This window comes from Syntrophomonas erecta subsp. sporosyntropha (assembly GCF_055395365.1).
The window spans coordinates 1048691-1070694 of sequence record NZ_AP042459.1 but is presented as its reverse complement, the minus strand read 5'-3'; the positions used below and the strand labels follow the sequence as shown (position 1 = coordinate 1070694).

Annotated in this window: 16 protein-coding genes; 15 read left to right on the top strand and 1 reads right to left on the bottom strand. The window is 43.2% G+C overall.

All coding sequences use genetic code 11. From position 1 onward, the window contains the following. Positions 1–48 precede the first annotated feature (48 nt). From ACZ5Q0_RS05125 to ACZ5Q0_RS05110, 4 genes are all read left to right on the top strand, one after another. Complete coding sequence (locus tag ACZ5Q0_RS05125; RefSeq protein ID WP_447182792.1) at positions 49–6285, top strand: IPT/TIG domain-containing protein; 6237 nt, start codon at positions 49–51, stop codon at positions 6283–6285. Beyond that, positions 6279–7967: a hypothetical protein gene (locus ACZ5Q0_RS05120; RefSeq protein ID WP_447182791.1), complete on the top strand. Its 1689-nt coding sequence runs from the start codon at positions 6279–6281 to the stop codon at positions 7965–7967. Before ACZ5Q0_RS05125 ends, ACZ5Q0_RS05120 begins: the two co-directional genes overlap by 7 nt. 173 nt (positions 7968–8140) lie before the next feature. Then, complete coding sequence (locus ACZ5Q0_RS05115) at positions 8141–9649, top strand: S-layer homology domain-containing protein (RefSeq protein ID WP_447182790.1); 1509 nt, start codon at positions 8141–8143, stop codon at positions 9647–9649. Positions 9650–9725: 76 nt separating this feature from the next. Next, on the top strand, positions 9726–11180 hold the full coding sequence (locus ACZ5Q0_RS05110) for a M1 family metallopeptidase (protein ID WP_447182789.1): 1455 nt from the start codon (positions 9726–9728) through the stop codon (positions 11178–11180). 22 nt (positions 11181–11202) lie between these two features. On the opposite strand, the gene ACZ5Q0_RS05105 is transcribed toward ACZ5Q0_RS05110, so the two are convergent. Beyond that, a complete protein-coding gene (locus tag ACZ5Q0_RS05105) occupies positions 11203–11550 on the bottom strand; it encodes a hypothetical protein (RefSeq protein ID WP_447182788.1) in 348 nt (115 codons plus the stop codon). A gap of 108 nt (positions 11551–11658) precedes the next feature. Between ACZ5Q0_RS05105 and argS the strand changes: the two genes are divergently transcribed. The 11 genes from argS (at position 11659) to fsa (ending at position 21995) form a co-directional block, all read left to right on the top strand. Then, complete coding sequence (gene argS / locus ACZ5Q0_RS05100) at positions 11659–13341, top strand: arginine--tRNA ligase (protein WP_446819043.1); 1683 nt, start codon at positions 11659–11661, stop codon at positions 13339–13341. Between the two features lie 11 nt (positions 13342–13352). Next, positions 13353–13586 (top strand): DNA-directed RNA polymerase subunit delta, encoded by a 234-nt coding sequence (gene rpoE, locus ACZ5Q0_RS05095; protein ID WP_446819044.1) that lies wholly within the window; start codon positions 13353–13355, stop codon positions 13584–13586. 3 nt (positions 13587–13589) lie between these two features. Further along, positions 13590–14228, top strand: coding sequence for an MBL fold metallo-hydrolase (locus tag ACZ5Q0_RS05090; protein WP_446819045.1), 639 nt, complete (start codon positions 13590–13592; stop codon positions 14226–14228). A 70-nt stretch (positions 14229–14298) separates the two neighbouring features. Next, positions 14299–15906, top strand: a complete 1608-nt coding sequence (locus ACZ5Q0_RS05085; protein WP_446819046.1) for a CTP synthase — start codon at positions 14299–14301, stop codon at positions 15904–15906. Between the two features lie 217 nt (positions 15907–16123). After that, complete coding sequence (locus tag ACZ5Q0_RS05080; protein ID WP_446819047.1) at positions 16124–17179, top strand: lipid II:glycine glycyltransferase FemX; 1056 nt, start codon at positions 16124–16126, stop codon at positions 17177–17179. 4 nt (positions 17180–17183) lie between these two features. Further along, positions 17184–18386, top strand: a complete 1203-nt coding sequence (gene alr / locus ACZ5Q0_RS05075; protein WP_446819048.1) for an alanine racemase — start codon at positions 17184–17186, stop codon at positions 18384–18386. Beyond that, on the top strand, positions 18386–19285 hold the full coding sequence (gene sppA / locus ACZ5Q0_RS05070; RefSeq protein WP_446819049.1) for a signal peptide peptidase SppA: 900 nt from the start codon (positions 18386–18388) through the stop codon (positions 19283–19285). The genes alr and sppA overlap by 1 nt, the downstream gene beginning before the upstream one ends. 15 nt (positions 19286–19300) lie before the next feature. Next, entirely contained in the window at positions 19301–19864 is a 564-nt protein-coding gene (locus ACZ5Q0_RS05065; RefSeq protein WP_446819050.1) for a YIP1 family protein, read from the top strand. A gap of 151 nt (positions 19865–20015) precedes the next feature. Continuing rightward, a complete protein-coding gene (locus ACZ5Q0_RS05060; protein ID WP_446819051.1) occupies positions 20016–20396 on the top strand; it encodes a response regulator in 381 nt (126 codons plus the stop codon). 16 nt (positions 20397–20412) lie between these two features. Beyond that, positions 20413–21267, top strand: coding sequence for a class II fructose-1,6-bisphosphate aldolase (locus tag ACZ5Q0_RS05055; protein WP_446819052.1), 855 nt, complete (start codon positions 20413–20415; stop codon positions 21265–21267). Positions 21268–21353: 86 nt separating this feature from the next. Continuing rightward, positions 21354–21995, top strand: coding sequence for a fructose-6-phosphate aldolase (gene fsa, locus ACZ5Q0_RS05050; RefSeq protein ID WP_446819053.1), 642 nt, complete (start codon positions 21354–21356; stop codon positions 21993–21995). The last annotated feature ends 9 nt before the right edge of the window (positions 21996–22004 follow it).

Sequence of the window (22004 nt, the reverse complement as noted above, 5' to 3'; positions counted from 1 at the left end):
GGAAATAGAGGAAAATGATGATCATAGTATTCGGGGGAGTTGATGAAGATGATGAAAAGATTTAGGGGGGCAGTAGTAGCAGTTATAGGCTTAGCTTTTATATTAGTAGCCGTAGCAGGCTTAAAACCGGTTATAGCTGCAGAAGAAGTTCAGATGGAATCGATAACCATCCTGAGAACCTATAATGAAGTTTTGGAAACCGTAGGAGGAGTTATTGAAATAGAGGGAGATTTTCTAAAAGATGCTATGGTACGGGTACAGACGGCCAAGGGATCACAGATACTGGGAGTAGATTTAGGTAAAAGAGTACATAATCTGGATGAGTTTCTAAAGTTTGAACTTAACAGTAATGAAATCGATGCTATTTATTTTAGTGATGGTTTAACGGTGGCCGGCAAAAAAGTTGCAACTGACAATAGCCTTATGCCTACTATCAACAGTGTAGAGCCAAAAGTCATCTATCTTAAAAAGGGTACTTTGCAGATTAATGGCAGTAATCTGCATAATGATGAATTGAGCTTTGGTGGTGGTACTTTCAATGGCACTATTAAACGAACCGAAAACACTATTACAGTGGAAAACCCTACCGGAGATCCCCAAATGCATGATATCGTATTTACCCGCCAATTGGAAGATGTTGCCAATGTAAGTCAAAAGGTAACTATCCGTAAATTGTATCAAAATCAATTCCGGGCTGTTTATCCCCTGGAGGTTAGCGATCTGGAAATGTACCCTAACAAAGGGGTTCCTGGGCGCACTACCGTATATTTTCAGGCTCCGCAACTAGACAAATATTCTGTCTTTTTCCTGCGCAATGTTACTGATCCTTACTATTCAGGGAATATGGGAACTGATCATGAATATATACCCCGGGTAGATGAGCGGGATACTATAAAAGTAAAGGTGCCTAATCTAATTCCCGGGACCTATAAGGTTGTGCTTACTAATTTTGTCAGCGGATCCCAGGCTAATCAGGACCTACGCAATCAGATTACCCGGGAAATGGTCGTGGGGGATTTTGTTATTATTAGTGCTGATAATGCACCGGAGATTGTTAACCTTAAACCGGCGGAAGGACCTAATGATGGTGAGACCCCGGTCACTATTGTGGGTAAGAATATAGAGGAACTATATATTGATAAACTGGAAATTGATGACGAAGTTAAAACCCGGGATCAAAAGTCTATACATGAAGCCGGAACGGTTTTAAAAATAAATTACGGGTCGGGTACTTACCGTCCAGGGGACAAACTTAAATCGGTACTGGTGGAAAAAGACCTTCGGGTTCATATTGGATCACCAGCAATTTTCCAGTCATTAGAGGAGCAGGATTTTATAAAAGGTAACAACCAGTATGACACTGTGAAGGTAGTTACCCAGGGTATATCTAGTCTGGATATGGCCAAAAACCCTAGCCAAGATGTAGTAATTGATATTATAACCACGATAACAGTAACTACAGCGGACGGTACTCCTACCGGTGAAATCTATGAATTTAAAGAACAGGTTAAAAGGGAAAAAGGATTTACTTATATACCCAGCTTTACTGAACCGGTGATAAATAAAGTTGTACCAGATAAAATTCAGGTGGTAGATGATGGGGGCTATCAAACCAGAGTAGATATGGTCTTAGGCATATACGGCCAAAATTTTAAGGTGACCCGTTATCTTGAACCGGCTACTGGGGAAGAAAAGATACTCTATCCCCGGGTAGATCTAGGGGGGGTAGTTTTTCTGGCCCGGGAGGGCAAAGACAAAAATCATGTAGTAGATCGTAATGGCAACCCCATGGCCGGGGCCAGTCTGGAAATCTTGGACGGTACTACTACGGTAGATGGATCTACCGGCTGGGATAGCGGTAACTGTATTTTAATAAGGATACCGGCCGGGCTTAAACTGGATCTGAAAAAAGATGGGCTGAACTTTCCCACTTATATTGAAATCACTAACCCTAAGACTGATTCCGGTGACTATGGTTATCCGTTAAGAAAAAGCGACATTATTCAATTTGTTACGGTAAGTGAGAATAAGACTCCAGTGATTACCGGGGTTACTCCTGAGGTAGTATCTGTAGAGGGAGAAAAGGGTATTCGTATTGAGGGGTACAATTTCCAGCCGGATGTAAAAGTGTTTTTAGGGGGAGCTGAGGTTAGTTTTAAGCGGGATCCTTCCTCACAATTAATTATATTTGATGCCCCTAAAGGACGGGAAGGTACTACCCGTTTAGTGGTAATGAATGGAGAAGGAGGACAGGATAGTACTAATTTTACCTATGTAAAGACTACTACTGATCCACGTATTTTTAAGGTTAGTCCTCCGGAAGGGACTATTAACAGCCTGGTAGTTATAAATGGGGATGTTTTTATGGCTCCCGATCCTACCGCTACCGAAACAGATATGGGAATATATCGTCTGATAGGCAGCCGGGTTTTATTTGACAATCAGGATGTAAACCAATACTATTACCAGCCTGATACTAACCGGATTGGATTACAAGGTTATACCGGCCCTGCTACTGATAAAATCTTACGGGCGGAGGGGGACCAGGTGGTACTGGCCGGATATTACTATAGTGTCCTATTAAAGGACCGGGATAGTAAGCAATTCCTGGTTTTTAAAGAGAACCATCAGGGACAAATTATTATTACTGATGGAGTAGGAGAATACATAGTTTCCGCTGACAGCGGAGTCCTGAAGGCTACTGACCGGACTGGCCAGGGATATAAATTAGCCCTTGCTTCTGGCGAAAAAGCTGATTGTATTACCTTAAAGGGTGCCGCTATTGAGAAAAAGCTGGATCTGGTTACACCATACCAGGTTGATCCTGCCAGCCAAATAATAACCGGCCATCGTGTCCAGGTTATTGATCAGGGTAGGCGTATCCTGGTTATGGTTCCTAATCTGGGGGCCCAAGGGCTGTATGATGTAACGGTGGTAAATCCTGATACTAAAAAGGTTACCCTGCCAGATGCCTTTAAGTTTTATAAGCGTCCTCAGGTTATCCCGGAAATTACCTCCATTGAGCCGGAGCGGGGTTCAACCCAAGGGGGATATTTTATTGAGATAAGAGGTGCTAACTTTGAAGATAATGGTGTAGTTAAGAGCCGGGTTTTTATCAATACTATAGAAGTGGCGGCGGCGGATACCTTTGTGAGAGCGGACGGAAAGAGTATAAGGGTAAAAGTGCCACCCTATCCTGGTGACCTGCGTAAAGAACTGGGAGTAGACCAAAAGAGCGTACCGGTAAATATTTTAAATCCTACTGATGGGGGCAGTACTGGTCTGGAAAAGGGATTTACCTATATAGTGCCTACCAGCCAGCCGGTAATCGATCGGCTTTCCCGGACTGAGGGCCAGGCGGCCGGTGGGGAGTATGTACAGATTATTGGCCGGGATTTTCGCTTTTTTGAACCCTTTGAGGATACGTTAGTGGTGGATTTCAAGTATACCCCCGGGGAACCTTTTACCGACTTAAATGGTGATGGTAGTTATACGGATCTTTCCGGTAGAGGTACTACCCAAGACCTGTCAGAAGATGATAAAAAAATACTACCCCGGGTATATTTTGGCAACCAGACTGCCGAGATGGTTGACTTTGGTAAAAACTTCATTGGGGTATTAACTCCGCTTTCCTCCTCTGGTAAGGTGGAAGTTTATGTCCTTAACAATGACTTTGGTATGTCTAATAGCAAACCGTTTACGTTTAAAGGATCCCAACCAGTGATTAACAGTATTATTCCAGCAGTAGGCAAAAAACAAGGTAATGAACCGGTGGAGATTCATGGACTTGATTTTAAGGCAGGTTCTATAAAACTGCTACAGCCGGGTGGAATCAAAACCAGGGAGCAGGTCATGGTACGCTTTGGGGAAATATCTAATGCCGATGACCCGGAAGCCGGGATAATAGTGGGAGGAGAAGTCCCGCGGCTGGAATTACCCGGTGGACTTACTGTGTCTTATCAAGCTAGTAAGCAAAGTATCAGGCTGGTTCTTACCCCTCATCAGGGTGAAAGTTATGCTATGGATTATTTAGGGTTTGATGGCTCCCCCACCTTTTTTGATCTGAGCAACCTGGTTAATGACCAGAATAAGCCTTACTATGGCTATGAAATGGTACGGGTGCAAGTTGTTCAGGATCCGGCTAACCGGCTGATTGTGGAGCGGGGCTTTGCTCCGGTAGTTGATGTAGTAGATTCCGGGCATTTGATAGTTCGTACTCCTTCTTACTATACGGTAGGCGAAGTGCCGGTTGCAGTTATTAATCCTGATCAGTCCCAGGCGTTTAGCAAGTTTACTTACATGAATCCAGATAGTAGTCCCCGTATTATTAATATAGTGCGAGATGGTCAAAACCCGGAAAAGATGAATATTAATGGCCGGACGATTAAAGTTTTACGTATGAACTACCAGGGTCATAGTGAGGTTAGCGTGTTGGGGGAAGACTTTCGGCAAAATGCAGCAATTCAGATAGGGGATATGAAGATTAATCCCGGGGACATTACCTATACTCTACCTGGTAAGCTTACTTTTACTATGCCAGATGTGAGTGAAAAAAACATAGGGGTATTGCATCGTCTGGTAGTAATCAACCAGGATGGAGGTATAGCTGCCTCTGATGAGCCTTCTTCAGCATTAGAGGAGGATAAAATTTATATCCAGTTTACTCGGGGAGAAAGTGGTCCCAAGGTAACTACTATAACCCCGGACACTGGACCGGTAGCAGGTGGAACTAGAGTGAAAATTGAGGGTGAGGATTTTCGTTCCCGGTTGGAGGGATATGAGAACCAGTCCATGACGGTGTATTTTGGTGGACAAAAGGCTACTGGGGTGGAGAGGGTCGATTACAAAACCATTTATGCTTTTACTCCGGTTAATATGCCCGGACAAGTGGAGGTAAGGGTAGAAAATCCCGATGGAGAAATCTCTTCCCCAGGAGGGATTTATACTTACATAAGTAACCCCCGGGTGACAGCGGTAGTTAGTCCCACCGATCCTACTGAAAATGAATATAAAAAAACTATATCAGTTAAGGGTGGGCAGGAAATCAAAATAAAAGGAACTGGGTTTATGGAAGGAGCCCGGGTAGTATTTGCGCCGGTAACTACCCGGATGGATTCACCCTCCTCCGCAAGTAATATTATTTATCGTATAACCAATAAAAAGGTAGATAATTTCTCCAGCAATGAGTTGGAGTTGTACCGCTTAGATGAGGGTATTGAAGGTAGTGAAGTTAAATTTATAGACACCCAGACTCTGGTAGTTAAAACCCCTGCCGGTAAGATGAATAGTCAGGGATTAATAGTAATCAACCCCGATCAGGGGGCTAGTGATTCTTATGATGATATAAGCTATGACCTTCCAGACTTAGAGGCTCCAGAAGGTAAAGTCTGGGCGGAAATAGTCCATGATCAATACCATAGCACCGACCGGGCTATTAAGGTTACCTGGAATCCGGTAACTGGTGCCACCAGTTACGACATCTATGTTATTGAAGACCAGCAGACGGAATTTGCCGGTTCCAGCAGTACTACTGCTTTTCTATACAAAAACCTGGAACCACGTACTACCTATAAATTCCTGGTTAAGGCAGTTGGAGATTTCGGGTCTTCCTCCCCTTCGGCGGAAAGTAATAAAGTGCGTACCGGTTATAAGGTAGGGGCTCCTGATGGAGATGGTGAGATTGGTGATCGGACCAATATCCAGCGCCGGGGGGATACTGCCTATGTAGTGGTAGGCCGGATTGATCACGGCTCGCAGCCGTTAAATATAGACCTGACCAGAGGGGAATTAGCTGGTGCCCGAGTTGCAGTAATAAGCATACCGGCAGAAATAGTAGTTGATTATCGGGCTGGTGACATACAGGTAACAGGAAAGGATTTTTCCCTCAAATTTAATCCGGGTGCTTTTAAAATTTCCAGGGTAATAGAAAACCGGAACCGTAGTACAGCCGGGGTAAGGTTTACAATAACTCCTTATTCCGGTACTACCAATAACTTTAACAACCTGTCCTCTATCTACCAATTACAAAGCGAGTTTTATCTTGATCAGGATAAGGTCCCTTTACATTACCTGGCCTCAAATATGAGCCTGGTGATGGATTATGATACTACTAAAGCTAGTTGGCGACGGTTAGAAAACCTGGGTTTATACCGCTATGATGAAAACAAACAGACCTGGCAAAGGGTAGGTAATACCCCGGCTCTGGTTAGTGCGGCGGCAGGTTCAATAAATCAAATGGGCCTCTACACCGTGGGAGGACAAAGGCAGGGTGAGAGAACATGGTGAGAAAATTAAAATTAACTGCGTTTATTTTGGCTGCTATTATGGTCTTATGGCTATGGCCGGGTGGAGAAGTAAGGGCGGAGGAAAATCCCTTTACCCAGGGATATATAGAAGGCTATTGGCTAGAAGTTCAATCTTCTCCGGAGGGTACTAATTTCTTGGCTTTAATCGAATCCTACCAGGGTCAGAACTACCTTATCGCCATAAGCCCTACGGTAAACTGTTCTATTGATAGACGGCCAGTTAGCTTAAAAGAAATACGACCTGGTATGGAGATTTATGCCCAGTTGCAAGGCCGGCAGATTAACGCTATCGAGGCATATTCTACCGTTAATATGGGCTATCTTAGCCCGGGGGCCAAGGTGCGTAAAGGGAATATCACCCATATTGATCGCGATCAAATTGAGATTATGCGGGGAGATGGCACCCGGGAGGTTTATTTTACCACTTCCGCCACTATTATTTTGCGCAAAGGGCAAATTGTACCGGCAGACAGCCTGTATAGGGGGGACCGGGTTAAACTGTTTTTTGATGAACTGCATACTAATCTAATCAGCCGGATGGAAATCGAAGGGGATTCAATACTGGTCAAGGGCCTTTACAAGGGAACCTTGGCTTATGCGGATGGAATAGGCAATAAGCTGATCATAGAAAACTTGCAGGTATTTCGCAATGGGTCCTGGCAAAAGGATCGACCTACCTGGCCGGTTCCTCATGATTCTGATATTCTTATGTATATTGGCGGGCAAAAAGTTATGCCCAAAAACCTAAAATATTATCAAGGTCAAACGGTTTTTCTGGTTAGCCGGGAAATCATGGGTCGGGAAAAAGCTGAGCGTATAGTAATAAAAAACCAGTACGAATCCCATTTTTCGGATAAGATTAAGACCCTTAACTGGTATACCGACATGTTTGAATTAGCTGACCACCAGAATATTAGTATTAATGAAGGTAGTATTATTATAAAAAATGGGCGTTTACAGGACCGTTATGCCCTGGATGTCAATGATGATGCTTTCATCTTAGTTGATGGGCGGGGTGATTCCCGCATGGCAGGTATTATCTATGTTTACAATGAAGATGTAAACCATTCTAACAGCGGACAGCACTATCTGTATGCAGGAAAATTAGATGAAGTTTTCCAAGATCAGATACGTATTAAAGATTTCTTCTTACTAAATGGACATGAATGGGATTCCTTTGACAAGGATAAACAATTTTTCTACGATCATGATACCTGTATAGTTGATCTAGAAACCGGCCGCCGGCTGGCTGCAGAAGAATTTTATGTCGGGGATTATGCCGTTGATGAAGATAGTGATCGCAGCCGGGAATATGATCTGAAGAACTGGTATGCTTATATATATTCAGATGGTGACCGTGTGGTGGCTATCGGTGTGGAAAAAGACCAGGATTCCCTGCTCCGTCAAAGGATAACAACGGGTCGGGTAGGGGTAGTTAATGATGACCCCTTGGTAGGCTGGACCATTGTTCTTAATGATGCCGCAGACTGGAGTGCCCGCAAAGATCAATGGATGCCCAGGAGCAGCACTATTAGAATTAATCAAGAACAAGCCCTGCTTATTAAAAACAACCAGATTATCGATTATGGAGAAATAAAACCGGGGGATCGGTTATATATAGTCCGGGATGATTTTAACGCCCGGGTCATAATCGTGAAATAAGCACCGCCTAAAAAGTCTATGTTTATGTCGGGGTAAGTAACCAGGGCCTCATATAAAAACTAACTATGCCTGTTCGGTCAAAAAACTAGACCGGGTTTTTGGGAACCTTAAGGTAGACCTGATTCATTTAGCATGTATAAAACTCTTTGACATAGAATAACGGGGAGGATACTATGAAAAAATTGGGCTTAATTATTCTTATAACAGCTCTCCTGGCATTTCCGAGCTATACTCAGGCATCTCCACCTGATTATACCGGAGGAATACATAATGAATATGAATACCAGGAATTGGTTTTCATTAATGGTACCCCGGTAAAATTCGCTGGCAGTGGCAAAGACTTTAGCATAAAACGCCGTGATAAAGATGATAGTAGTACCATTACTTACCGCATTAAACTAACACCGGTAGATCCAATGATAGATGGTGAATTAGATCGGTCCATAACCTACAAGACTACTTATGCGCTCTTTAGTGATAAAGGCCAGACTACTGCTCAGATGGAAGTAGATAAATATAAAGAGGAAATTGAATTGGAAGGGGACAAATACCGCCTGGAGGATTACCAGTTTTCAAAATCTGATGTTATCGACAATCGTCCTGCTTCAGATTACTACTCAGGCAGCCTCACCGCCCGCAAGGTTTATTCTATTAATAAATCGGAAGGGCAGGTGGTTGTAGAAATAACAGGCGGAACCGTCGGCTATGAGAACTTCTGGGGCAGTACCGAGACCCAGCAACTGGAATATATCATCCAGGTAGATCGACAACTGAAAGGGGAAGAAAAAGAGACTAAACCTGAACCGGTTTCCTGGGAGGGTACTGTAACTGTACAGGTAGCCGATAGTATGAGCAAAAGCCTGCAATATTCCGATAATGAAGCAACTTTATCCAGTTTTGCCGGGGGGCATTTGCGGGTCACCAACCAAGAAATGTACAGCAGTTATAAATATAACCTGCCGGTGGTGGATGAAGGAAAACCGGTGGGCAGTTCCCGTCAAACCGGGCAATTAAAGCTAAATAAGCAGATGGTACCCAGGGTGGAACGGCTTATTGTTCCGAAATTTCGGGATATTGGTGGACATTGGGCCGAAGAGGATATTCAAAAACTTTATTCCCTGGATGTATTCGAAGGAAATGCTCAGTTTTTTGCTCCTGAGGTACCTATGAGTCGAATTGATTTTACCCGGGCCATAGTTAAAGGAGCTAATATGCGTATAGACCAGCCGGATAAAAAAGTGCTGCGTTCCCGGCGCCGAGAGCCGGAAGTATCTCCCTTTATAGATCTACCGGCTACCGATACTAACTATTCCTATGTTAAAGAAGCCGTAAATAAGGGTATTATCAGTGGTATTACTCCGAATAGATTTGGACCGGAACAACCCCTTAACCGGGCACAGGCGATTACCATTATAATTCGCGCCTTAGGTTTCGAGTCCCAGGCGCCTACACCAGGTTATACTACCTCATTTGCAGACGATTATCAGATTCCGGAATGGTCCCGGGATGCCATATATATGGCCCGGGAAATAGGGTTAGTAAGTGGTGATGCATACAATAGAATAAATCCCCAACAAGTACTGACTAGAGCCGAAGCGTCAGCTATGCTGGTGAGCTTTCTAAACTTTTTGGAACGGGATCTGCAAAAGGATTACCGTGAAGATATTATTTTATACCGTTAATTAAACCCCTTTCCCTAAAAAGGGTAGCAGTGTAAAATGTATGAGGGAATTCATTTTTTGAATGGTGTGAAATGATTTGACCAGGCGCAGGCTTTATCTGGTGATAATAATAATAGGCGTCATTTGTGCCGCCTATTTTCTTTATGGACGTTACCAGCCTCATGGGGTTGTTTGTGCTCCGTTGTCCGGCCCCACTGATAAAGGGCTATTTCCTGCGCCGGATAAAACCTTTTATGAAATGACTTTATACCTAGATATTAACAGCAGTACCATTTATGGTGCTACCCGGTTAAATACCGAAAACACTTCGGATCAGGTATTACAAGATTTTTATTTTACTATTTATCCTGATGCTTTTCGAGATGCGGCTCAAACTCCTGCACCCCGGGAGGCTTACTATGCTGGATTTGATCCAGGATGGATTGAATTTGATGAAATTAATCTAAACGGTAAAAAAGTAAACTATTTTCGTGAGGGGGTATCTTTACAATTAAACCCGGAAAGCGATATTCTTCCCGGACAAAATATAGTCGTAGATCTAAAATGGAGGGTGCATATTCCTCGCCTGGCCTACCGCTTTGGCTATAAAAATGGGGTATATATGCTGGGAAATTTTTATCCGATCCTTAATGTAATGGAAAGGGATGGGTGGCATAATTCATATAACTCATTTTTCGGCGACCCATTTTGTTTTCATACGGCTAATTATCGCATCCAGGTAAGTATACCGGAAACTTATACCCTGGTATCAACTGGTACTAATCTGGAAAGAATAGCAGAAGACAACGGGCGGCAAAATTATCTTATAAAGGCAGACCAGGTACGTGATTTTTGTATGGTAATTATGCATGATTATAACGGAATGCAAAAAGATATAAATAATACTACCGTAACTGTGCATGTGCCTTGTGACAAAGCCGATCAAGCCGGTAAAATTCTTAACCAGACCGGGGAGATACTTAATTTTTATTCCTGTACCTGGGGATCTTATCCCTATCCGGAATTTAATGTGGTTTTTGTACCCATGAAAGGTTTTCACGGTATGGAGTATTCGGGTTTAATCTTTCTAAGAGAAGAATTTGCTGATCCTGATTTCCAACCGACCCGAGGTGAGTTTATTCTTGCCCATGAGATAGCTCATCAATGGTGGTATGGTTTAGTTGGCAATGATCAGATAAAGGAACCATGGCTAGATGAAGGTCTGGCCAATTGGAGTGCCTATAAGTATTTAGAGCATTGTCGCGATCAAATCCCCCCCCGCCAGGAAATGCCCCGTAAAGGGAACCTGGCCAGGGAGCTTAGTGATATATATTCTACCCAAGATTATTACCTAACTGCCTATAATGATGGTGAAGCCTTCTGGTTTGGTCTGGAGGAGCAGTTAGGAGAGGAAAAAATAAACCAAGTTCTCCGGCGTTACCTGGCCGAGTATCGTTTTGCTATAGCTTCAAGCCAAGACTTGCTGGCCGTTATAAAAAAAGAAGCTCACCAGGATATGAATGATTATTTTAAACTATGGTTTCCAGATTAGTAGCTTTTTTATGGCCTACTAATTATTTAACAGAACGCATAATACGGGCAGCTTCACCAGCCCGGTGAGTTTTAGTAATTACCGTTACCACAATATTGGCAGCTCCGGTAGGAATCCGTCCCATAGAAAGACCGCTTACGGCATGGTCTGCATTAAGCAGCGGAGCATATTGCCGTTTATCAGGATGAGTATCTAGCACCAGTGAGGATAAACTACTAGCAGTACTGGTGCGCCACCGGGGGAGGCGGCTAATATTATCAATGGTTATATCAATAAAACCATTTTCCACTAACACGGTCACTGCTTTGCTAGCTCCTGTTTCATCATGGAAATAGCCTAGAACAGCATGCTCACCTGGTTCTAACTTCATGATTTTAACCTCCTTAGTAATAGAGGAGCACGGTGGCTCTGTTTTTATATAGTTTTACCGTCGTTTAGCGTAAGTATTTAGGAAAAATTAGACTCAGGAGGTCGGGCGATGAATCCCATTGAAAAAGTACAGCTTTCCCTGCAGGAGATATTAACTGATGCGCTGGAGGAAGCCAGGGAAAAGGGGCATCTGAATTTTGCGTCCATTCCGGACTTTGTAATTGAGGTTCCCCGGGAAAAAGAACATGGGGATTTTGCTTGTAATGTAGCCATGCTTTTGGCCAGGCAAGCACGTATGGCACCACGTAAGATTGCTGAGATTATCGTGGAGCATCTGGAAATAGACAAACTTTCTCTACTGGAAAAAGTAGAAGTAGCTGGTGCCGGATTTATAAATTTATTTTTAAAAAATGATTGGCTTTTTAAAATACCGATACTAGTACACGAAATGGGAGAAAGGTATGGTTACAATGCTCCTCAAGGGAAAAAGGTGCAGGTAGAATTTGTGAGTGCTAATCCTACGGGTAATCTGCATATGGGTAATGCCCGGGGAGGTGCTATCGGTGATACCCTGGCCAATATATTGCAACGGGCTGGTTATGAGGTACAAAGGGAATTTTACATAAATGATGCTGGTAATCAGATAGAAATATTTACCGATTCTTTAGAAGTCAGGTATTTACAACTAACCGGGCATAGTGTGCCTTTCCCCGAGAATGGGTATGCGGGCCAGGATGTTATTGATACCGTCAAAAATATTATGGCCATCTATGGTAATAAACTTAATGATTTGCCAGCTGAAGAACGGCGTAAAATACTAGTAGAATTTGCCCTGAAAGAAAAAGTAGCTTATATAAAAAAGACCCTGATCAATTTTGGTATAGAATATGATGTGTGGTTTAGTGAACAGACCTTGCATGATGCAGGCAAGGTCGACCAGGTAATAGACCGGCTTCAGGAGCAGGGATATATATATGAAAATGAAGGAGCCTTGTGGTTTAAATCTTCCCTTTTTGGAGATGAAAAAGACGAAGTACTTAAACGGGCTAACGGTTTACCGACTTATTTTGCAGCTGATATCGCCTATCACTTAGATAAATTCGAACGCGGGTTTGATTGGGTTATCAATGTATGGGGAGCTGATCATCATGGTCATATAGCTCGCATGAAAGGAGCTATGCAGGCCCTGGGATATAACCCTGACCGTTTGGATATTGTACTTATGCAGCTGGTGCGCCTGTACCGTGGAGGTAATATTGTACGTATGTCTAAACGTACTGGGACAACCGTTTCCCTGGATGAGCTTATTGAAGAAGTAGGTAAGGATGCGGCCCGCTTTTTCTTTGTGATGCGCAGCCCGGATAGTCATCTGGATTTTGATCTGGAATTGGCCAAAAAGAAAAACCAGGATAATCCGGTCTATTATGCTCAATATGCCCATGCCCGCATTTGTAGCATTTTCCGGCAGGCGGCGGCGGCAGGAGTCAGCTTGGGGCCGATTGAGCAGATTAATACCTCCCTGTTAAATGAAGAAGAGGAACTGTTACTTTTACGAAAAATAGCTGATTTTCCCGATGAGATTCGTATTGCTGCCCGAACCCTGGCACCTCACCGTATAGCCAGATATGTACTTGATCTGGCTGGGTTGTTTCATAGTTTTTACAACCACCACCGGGTATTAACTGGTGACCATGCATTGCAGGAGGCACGCTTGCTTCTTATGGATATTACTCGCACCACGGTAAAAAATGCTCTGGGCATTTTAGGTGTAAATGCCCCTGAACAAATGTAGGAGGGATAGTAATGTTACCAAGGAAGAAGAGTGAAGCTGACTGGGCAGTGGAAATTTTGGCTGAGAAGCAGGAGCCGTTGCATTATAAGCCGCTGCTGCAGGAGATAGCTGAACGTATGGGTAGAAAAAAAGATGCTAATACCCTGACTTCCATGTATACTCGCCTTAACCTGGATAACCGCCTGGTGTACCAGGGAGAAGGCTATTGGTTTTACGATAGTAATAGAGTTAAGCCGGAGGGATAAGTTATGAAAATTAGCTGGCTAGGGCGGGCCTCGTTTTTAATAGAGACCGGGTCAACCAGTATTATCAATGATCCTATTGATGAAAGGTCAGGTTTGCCACCTTATCAGGGCAAAGTAGACCTGGCTTTGGTTAGCCATGAGCACTGGGATCATAATGCGGTGGAAGCATTGAAAGGAAATCCTCGTATTATTAGACAACAGGTCGGTTTTTTTGACCTGAGTGAGGTAAAGGTAACCGGGATTTCATCTTTTCATGATAAAGACGGTGGTAAAAAACGAGGTCCTAATGTTATTTACAAAATTGAGGCGGAAGGTATCAGCGTAGTACATTTAGGGGATTTAGGGACCCTGCTGGATGCAGATCAGATTGCTGCTATTGGCCAGGTAGATGTTTTACTTATACCGGTAGGGGGTGTCTATACTATAGATGCCAGGGAAGCGGTACAGGTAGTAAATCAACTAAAGCCTGCCACAGTAATCCCTATGCATTTTAGAATGGATGACATAGCTACCGAATTAAGTCCCGTGGAAGATTTCACCAAGAATTTTGATAAGGTAGTAAAGAAACCATATTTACAGGTAAACCAGGCTGGCAAAAACCAGGAAACTCAAGTCATAGTTCTCGATCTCTACTCCAGTTGACCATAAGCCGCTTAAGGGTTAAAATTGCAAAGGATTTTGTAGCTAAGATAGGGAAAGAGAGGGGCTAGCCTTGACAAAGTATATATTCATCACGGGCGGCGTGGTTTCATCGTTGGGAAAGGGAATAACTGCAGCATCACTGGGGCGTTTGTTAAAAAGCCGGGGATTAAAGGTTTCTTTGCAGAAGTTCGATCCTTATATAAATGTTGATCCTGGAACCATGAGTCCTTACCAGCATGGAGAGGTGTATGTCACTGATGATGGAGCAGAAACTGACCTGGATGTGGGACATTATGAGCGTTTTGTAGATGAAAACCTTACCCGCCTGGCCAATTGTACTACCGGAAGGATATACCAGGCAGTTCTGGATAAAGAAAGACGAGGGGATTACCTGGGGCAGACCGTACAGGTAATTCCCCATATTACTAATGAGATTAAAGACCGGGTTACCTTAATTGAGAAAGAAGCTCAGCCTGATGTAATTATTACCGAAATAGGTGGGACCGTAGGAGATATTGAATCCTTACCATTTCTGGAGGCTATCCGCCAGCTTAAATTTGATCTGGGAAAAGAGCGAGTTTTGTATATTCATGTGACCCTGGTTCCTTATATAAAGGCAGCTGGAGAGCTAAAAACTAAACCTACCCAGCATAGTGTCAAAGAACTCAGGAGTATAGGTATTCAGCCTGATATTTTGGTTTGTCGTACGGAAAAAGATTTGTCGGAAGATTTAAAAGCCAAATTAGCACTCTTCTGTGATGTGGACCGGGAGGCAGTTATCCAACTTAAGGATGCTTCCTCTATTTATGAAGTACCTCTGATGCTAGCCGGGGAAAGGTTGGACAAAGAGGTTATTAAAAGACTAGGTCTTAGGTGCCAGCAGGCAGAACTAGCCGAATGGGAAGAAATAGTTCGTAAGGTGCGCAGCCTGGACAAAAAAGTCACCATTGGTCTGGTAGGTAAATATGTAGAACTACCTGATGCCTACCTTAGCATAGTAGAAGCACTAAATCATGCCGGATTTCAGTTTGGTAGTGAGATAGATATTCGCTGGATATATGCCGAGAAGATAGAAAAAGAGGGGACAGAAGCCCTTTTACAGGATCTTGATGGCATCATTGTCCCAGGTGGGTTTGGAGAAAGAGGCATAGAGGGTAAGATTTCCACGGCTAGTTATGCCCGGGAAAATCGTATTCCCTATCTGGGAATCTGCCTGGGTATGCAGTGTGCAGTAATAGAGTTTGCCCGAAATGTTTGTCATTTTGCAGATGCTAATAGCACTGAATTTAATCCGAATTCATCCCATCAGGTGGTACACCTAATGCCTGATCAGGAACAAATAGAAAATAAAGGGGGGACCATGCGGCTGGGAGTATATCCCTGCCGGCTATTGGATGGAACCCGGTCCCAACAAATTTACGGTACGGATCTGATTCAGGAAAGGCACCGGCATCGTTATGAGATAAATAACGATTACCGGGAAAAATTTGAAGAGATGGGGATGAAAATCAGTGGGATTTCTCCTGATGGAAGATTAGTGGAAATGGTAGAATTGGTAGGTCATCCCTGGTTTGTAGCCTGCCAGTTTCATCCTGAATTAAAATCCCGTCCCAATCGTCCCCACCCATTATTTATGGGTTTAGTAGAAAGTGCCCTGGTATACCGGCAAAGCAAATAATATTGTTTAAAAGAATAATAAACAAAAGAGGCGGACAGGTGATCCGCCTCCCGTTTTATGATTATAATCATGGGGGCAGTTGTGAATATTTCCTATCTGTGTCTTACAAAAGTTTCTATAGCCGGGAGTTAACATAGCCCCGGAAGGTGCTAAAATGGATATCGGAAGGAGATAATTTTTTTAAACATCAGACAGAAAAATTTCTAAGGAGAGATTTATGTTTACCACTAGAATTATCAACCAGGATGAAAAAGACAGGTATAACCAGTTTATTACTAACCATCCTCAAGAGCATTTTCTGCAGCTATGGGAATGGGGACAGGTTAAAAAAGGAACCGGCTGGGAGCCTCTGCCTATGGTATTGGAGGAAGATGGTGCAATAAGAGGAGCCTTATTAATATTAAAAAGGACTTTACCCATTCCAGGTTTTAAAAAATGCATTTTTTATTCACCCCGGGGTCCAGTGGTTGATATAGATAGCCTAGAAGCAAGCCAGGTTCTTTTTCAAGGAGCAGTCCGGGTAGCTAAAGACCATGGGGCTATATTTCTTAAAATTGATCCAGATATAAAAGTGGACAACTATCATTTCCCGGAAATATTAAAAAAGTGCGGGTTTAGGCAAAATAAAACCGGATTAGATTTTGAAGGGGTACAACCTCGTTTTGTCTTCCGTTTAGATATTACCCCTTCTGAGAAAGACCTGTTAGCAGCTATGCATTCCAAATGGCGTTATAACATTCGCCTGGCCAAACGTAAAGGGGTAACAATCCGGCAGGCGGAAGGAAAACAAGACCTGAGGATATTTTACGATATACTGCAAGAAACTGCGGAAAGGGATCAATTTTTGGTCCGCAGTTATGAGTATTTTGAGTGGATATGGGACTACATGGTAAATGGCGGTTATGCCCAGGTATTCCTGGCTGAATATGAGGGACAGGTTATTGCTTCTACCCTGGCCCTTATTCTGAAAGATAAGGCCTGGTATCTCTATGGTGCCTCTAGCAACGAATACCGCAATGTAATGCCCAATTATCTTTTGCAGTGGGAAATGATTTGCTGGGCCCGTAACCATGGTGCTACTATGTATGATTTTCGGGGAGTTTCTGGAGATTTAGATGAAAATAATCCTCTCTATGGGTTATATCGTTTTAAAAAGGGTTTCAATGGGGAATTTACCGAATTTATAGGCGAATGGGATTTAGTTTATTCACCTTTCTTTTACTGGTTATGGAACCGGGTTATTCCATTATATATGAAGATAACAAGGGGATAATGTAATGGTTAATCCTGATGGTCTGTGTGACCGCTGGATAGAAATTGATGTAGATGCGGTGCAAAATAATTTACAGCAGGTTAAGTCTAAATTAGACGAAGAGGTAAGGCTGATAGCAGTACTTAAAGCGGATGCCTATGGGCATGGGGCTATAGAGGTAGCTCGTATCCTCTACCAAAATGGAGTAGATTTTTTCGCCGTCAGTTTTTTAGAAGAAGCTTTGTGCCTTCGCCGGGCTGGAATAAGAGCTAGTATAATGCTTTTTACTACTTTGGCTACTGCGAACCAGATGGAGGAAGCCCTGAAAAATTATCTGACTATAAGTGTTACTTCCCAATGGGATGCTGATCTATTAGAACAAGTAAGCAATAAATTAAATATTACGGCTACTATTCATCTGAAAATTGATACCGGGCTGGGAAGGTTTGGTTTGACCGGTCCTGAGGCCGTAGAAATATGCCGGCAATTTCAGAACAATTCTCGCATATACATTGAAGGAATATATACGCATATGGCTCAGGCAGCTTCTAACTCCCGCTATACTAAGCAACAATTTGATCGATTTATGAAAGTGGTAACTTTTTTAGAGGAGGCCGGGTACCGGATACCGGTTAAACATTGTGCCAATAGTGCAGTATTTTTAAAATACCCGCGGATGCATTTGAATGCAGTCCGGATCGGAACCTTGTTATCCGGACAGCATCCGGTGGGTGATTTTGCTAATCCTCTGCTTCTAAAAGATCCCTACTGTTTTAAGAGCCGGATCATTTCGGTCAGGACGCTCCCGGCGGGAAGTTATCTAGGCTATTACAGTACCTACCGGTTAAAAAAGAAGGCCCAGATCGCAGTTATCCCTGTAGGTTACCAACATGGATTAAATGTAGAGGTTATGAACCGTCCGGCCAGCTTTAAGGACTTTCTTAAGATAGTGGCCAGAACAATTTTAACTTATCTAAATATAAGCAGGTTTCAACCCGGGGTCTATCTACACGGGCATAAGTATCCTATTCGCGGCAAGGTTTTTATGCAACTGGTCTTGGTAGAAATACCATGGGGGGTACCGGTAGAGGTAGGCGAGGTAGTAGAAGTACCAGTCAGGAAAACTTTGGCGGGAGGGGATGTAGTCCGCTTGTATGTCCGGGAAGGCGAAGCCGGGAAGATAAGATCGGAATCTAGTACATCCTATATTATTGAGGAGGACAACTGATGCATAAACGGCTGGTAGTAGCCCTTTTTGTAGTATTCATCCTGATCATGACCGTAGTATCTGTACGAGAGACCATTGGGCCAGGCCCTAAAAATCCAATTGCCAATGGGCCTGGGGTAGGGGTTATTGAGATTAATGGTCCCATTGCTGGCGGTAGTGTAGGGAGTTGGACAGCCGGTTCCTCGGCCAGTGGTATGCAGGTAATGGAAACGATTCGCCAGGCGGGGGAAAGGGAAGATATTAAAGTGGTAGTATTAAGGTTAGATACCCCGGGGGGCACTTCGGTAGCTGCCCAGGAAATTGGTATAGAACTGGATAAATTGCGTAAAAAGGGGAAAAAAGTGGTTACCTCCATGGGTGATGTTTGCGCCTCGGCTGGTTACTGGATTGCTTGCAGTTCTGATTATGTGGTAGCTAATGAGGGGACCCTGACTGGCAGCATTGGGGTAATTATGGAAGTTGCTAATTTAGAGGGACTATATGACAAGTTGGGTATTCGTACTGAAAGGATTAAAAGTGGAGAGCATAAAGATATGGGCTCACCAGCTCGGCCATTGACTGATTCAGAAAGGGGGATTTTACAAAATATTGTAGGAGACTCCTATCAACAATTCCTGGATCAGGTGTTAAAAGGCCGCCAGGGAAAAATAGAGCCTGATGAATTGGTTAAAATCGCCGATGGGCGAGTGATATCGGGGCAACAAGCTCTGGAACTAGGGTTAGTAGATAGTCTGGGTAATTACTATGATGCTATTGACATGGCCCGCCAGCTGGCTAATCTTAATCAAGATGCCCCCGTGAAGGTTTTGAATACGGGCAACTTCTGGAACCGTCTGGTATTAAATATGAAAATTTTTGACTGGTCGGGTTGGAGTTCCAGTACTGAACTGCGCTATTAACTAAGAGGAGGTAGTATGATATCTTTAAGTGATACTGTTTATGGAGTATTGTTTGAACCGACCTCCACCTTTCGTCAGCTAAGTGCTGATCGTCCCTACGGGCAGGCTTTGCTGGTATACTTGCTGGTAATGGCTTTATCTTTATTTATTAATACTGGGATCACCCGGGAGATTTATTATACTGGATCCTGGGAGGCACAGCTGTTCAAACCGGTAGTGGGTACGCTTATAGCTTTAATTTTTTTACTTACGATCAGTGGGATATTATCCTTACTTAGCGAAATCCTGTATAAAAAGGGTAATGCCGGGGGACTAGTGGTATGTCTGGGGTATGCAACATTACCCGGGATTCTAGGTCCATCTGTCCAACTAGGTGCATATATAGCTGGAATTAGCTGGCTGGCAGTGGGAGCACCTATCTTAGCAGGGGGCTGGGTATTAATTTTACAGGTGGTAGCCTTGCGGGAAGCCCTGGATATTAAAAGCAGCCAGGCTATAATTTTATTCTTGCTGCCGGTGGTCTTGTTATTAATTCTAATTGTAAGTGCTTTTATGGGCATTATCTCTATGTTTATGTAAATAAGGCCGACTTTAAAGCGGTACACTTTGATTAGATACATATTATGGAAAAGCCACAGGACTTTATTCTTATTGGCAGGACATTCCATATCTAATGACGAACATAAATCAATAAATCATAAATATGGAAAAAGCTGTATAGGAGGTTCCTATGGCGAGACGGATATTAATCGTCGATGATCAAAAAGGTGTACGCCGTTTATTAGAAGAGTTGTTTAAGAAGGAAGGCTGGGAGGTATTTGTAGCAGCAGATGGCTCAGAGGCTATTCCTATGGTAGATAATATAATGCCGGATATCGTATTAATGGATATGAAAATGCCTAATATGAATGGATTAGAAGCATCGCAGGCTATACTGACCTGCCATCCGGGTACCTCGATTCTAATGATGACGGCTTATGGGGAGATGGATGTAGTTAATAAGGCTTTGGATGCCGGGGTTAAGCGTTGCATAACCAAGCCCTTTGATATAATAACATTGCGAAATATGGTAAATGAAATGATAATGGAAATAGCGTCCTCAAAAAAATAATAGAGGTGATTTATTAATGCCACTAGTATCTGTACATGAACTTTTGGAAAAAGCTAGTGAGGAAAGGTACGCGGTAGGTGCTTTTAACGCCAATAACATGGAAATTGTCCAGGCAATTTTAGAAGCAGCCGAATTGGAAAACTCTCCGGTTATAATGCAGGCTAGTCAGGGGGCTATAAAATATGCTGGCCTGGAATTTATCACCGGTATGGTCAAAATTGCGGCCGAATCCTCTCCGGTGCCAGTAGCCTTACACCTGGATCACGGTACTGACTTTGATCAAGTAGTACGTTGTATCCGCAGTGGTTTTACTGCTGTAATGTATGATGGCTCCAAGCTACCTTTGGAGGAGAATATCGCCTATACTAAAAAGGTTCTGGACATGGCCCGGCCTATAGGTGTATCGGTTGAGGCAGAATTGGGTAAAATAGGAGGAACCGAAGATAATGTCTCGGTTAGTGAACGGGATGCTTTATTTACTGATCCTGAAGAGGCGCGCTATTTTGTGGAACAAACTGGAGTAGACTGTTTAGCTATAGCTATTGGTACAGCCCATGGTCAGTACAAAGGTGAACCTAAACTGGATTTTGAACGATTGGCCCAAATAAAATCTTTGGTTGACATACCTTTGGTCTTACATGGTTCATCAGGAGTTCCGGATGAAGCTGTACAAAAAGCTATCCAAATGGGTATTTGTAAGGTGAATATTGATACGAATATTAGGGAAGCTTTTGTAGGTGAGATGAGAAAAGTTATTGCCAATAACCCTGACGAGATTGATCCCAGGAAGATTTTAGGCCCGGCTCGTAAGGCAGCTGTGGAGATTATCCGTAAAAAAATAAGGGTATTTGGTAGTGCCGGCAAAGCTTAAAAAAAGCTAAAATAAGCAGGTGGTTATCCGGGGTGCAGAGTAACGGAACAACCACCTGTAATTTATTTAGGAAAGGAGGATGAATTTTGCGGATTTTTATCGACTCTGCTAATATAAAAGAAATAAAGGAAATTAATAGTCTGGGAATATTGGCCGGGGTTACAACTAATCCTACGCTGGTAGCCCGGGAACGACGAGACTACCATCAGGTGGTAAGAGAGATTTGTACAACGGTTGATGGTCCCGTTAGTGCTGAGGTTATCGCTCAGGATTCTCCAGGAATGATTCAGGAAGGTAAAGAACTGGCTGGTATCCATCCTAATGTAGTTGTTAAAGTACCGGTGACTGAGGAAGGGCTAAAGGCTATTACTTCCCTAAGGCAACTGGACATTGCCACCAATGCTACCCTGGTATTTTCCGCGACCCAGGCTTTACTGGCTGCGCGAGCCGGGGCTGCTTATGTAAGTCCATTTTTGGGTCGGGTAGATGACTGTGGTAATGATGGGCTGATTTTATTGGATGATATAGTGACCATTTTCGATCAGTACCTGATTGAAACAGAGGTCATTGCTGCCAGTATAAGAAATCCTATGCATGTTGTTGAAGCCGCAAAACTGGGCTCCCATATTGCGACTGTTCCATACAAAATAATTAAACAATTGATTAAGCATCCCCTAACTGATGCAGGTATTGAAAAATTTATGGCTGACTGGAAACAGGCTTTTTAGGGTGAGAAT

Excerpts from the sequence above, each read along its gene's own strand:
- ACZ5Q0_RS05125 (WP_447182792.1), top strand. The coding sequence starts at position 49 with ATGATGAAAAGATTTAGGGGGGCAGTAGTAGCAGTTATAGGCTTAGCT.
- ACZ5Q0_RS05120 (WP_447182791.1), top strand. The coding sequence starts at position 6,279 with ATGGTGAGAAAATTAAAATTAACTGCGTTTATTTTGGCTGCTATTATG.
- ACZ5Q0_RS05115 (WP_447182790.1), top strand. The coding sequence starts at position 8,141 with ATGAAAAAATTGGGCTTAATTATTCTTATAACAGCTCTCCTGGCATTT.
- ACZ5Q0_RS05105 (WP_447182788.1), bottom strand. The coding sequence starts at position 11,550 with ATGAAGTTAGAACCAGGTGAGCATGCTGTTCTAGGCTATTTCCATGAT.
- argS (WP_446819043.1), top strand. The coding sequence starts at position 11,659 with ATGAATCCCATTGAAAAAGTACAGCTTTCCCTGCAGGAGATATTAACT.
- rpoE (WP_446819044.1), top strand. The coding sequence starts at position 13,353 with ATGTTACCAAGGAAGAAGAGTGAAGCTGACTGGGCAGTGGAAATTTTG.
- ACZ5Q0_RS05090 (WP_446819045.1), top strand. The coding sequence starts at position 13,590 with ATGAAAATTAGCTGGCTAGGGCGGGCCTCGTTTTTAATAGAGACCGGG.
- ACZ5Q0_RS05080 (WP_446819047.1), top strand. The coding sequence starts at position 16,124 with ATGTTTACCACTAGAATTATCAACCAGGATGAAAAAGACAGGTATAAC.
- alr (WP_446819048.1), top strand. The coding sequence starts at position 17,184 with ATGGTTAATCCTGATGGTCTGTGTGACCGCTGGATAGAAATTGATGTA.
- sppA (WP_446819049.1), top strand. The coding sequence starts at position 18,386 with ATGCATAAACGGCTGGTAGTAGCCCTTTTTGTAGTATTCATCCTGATC.
- ACZ5Q0_RS05065 (WP_446819050.1), top strand. The coding sequence starts at position 19,301 with ATGATATCTTTAAGTGATACTGTTTATGGAGTATTGTTTGAACCGACC.
- ACZ5Q0_RS05060 (WP_446819051.1), top strand. The coding sequence starts at position 20,016 with ATGGCGAGACGGATATTAATCGTCGATGATCAAAAAGGTGTACGCCGT.
- ACZ5Q0_RS05055 (WP_446819052.1), top strand. The coding sequence starts at position 20,413 with ATGCCACTAGTATCTGTACATGAACTTTTGGAAAAAGCTAGTGAGGAA.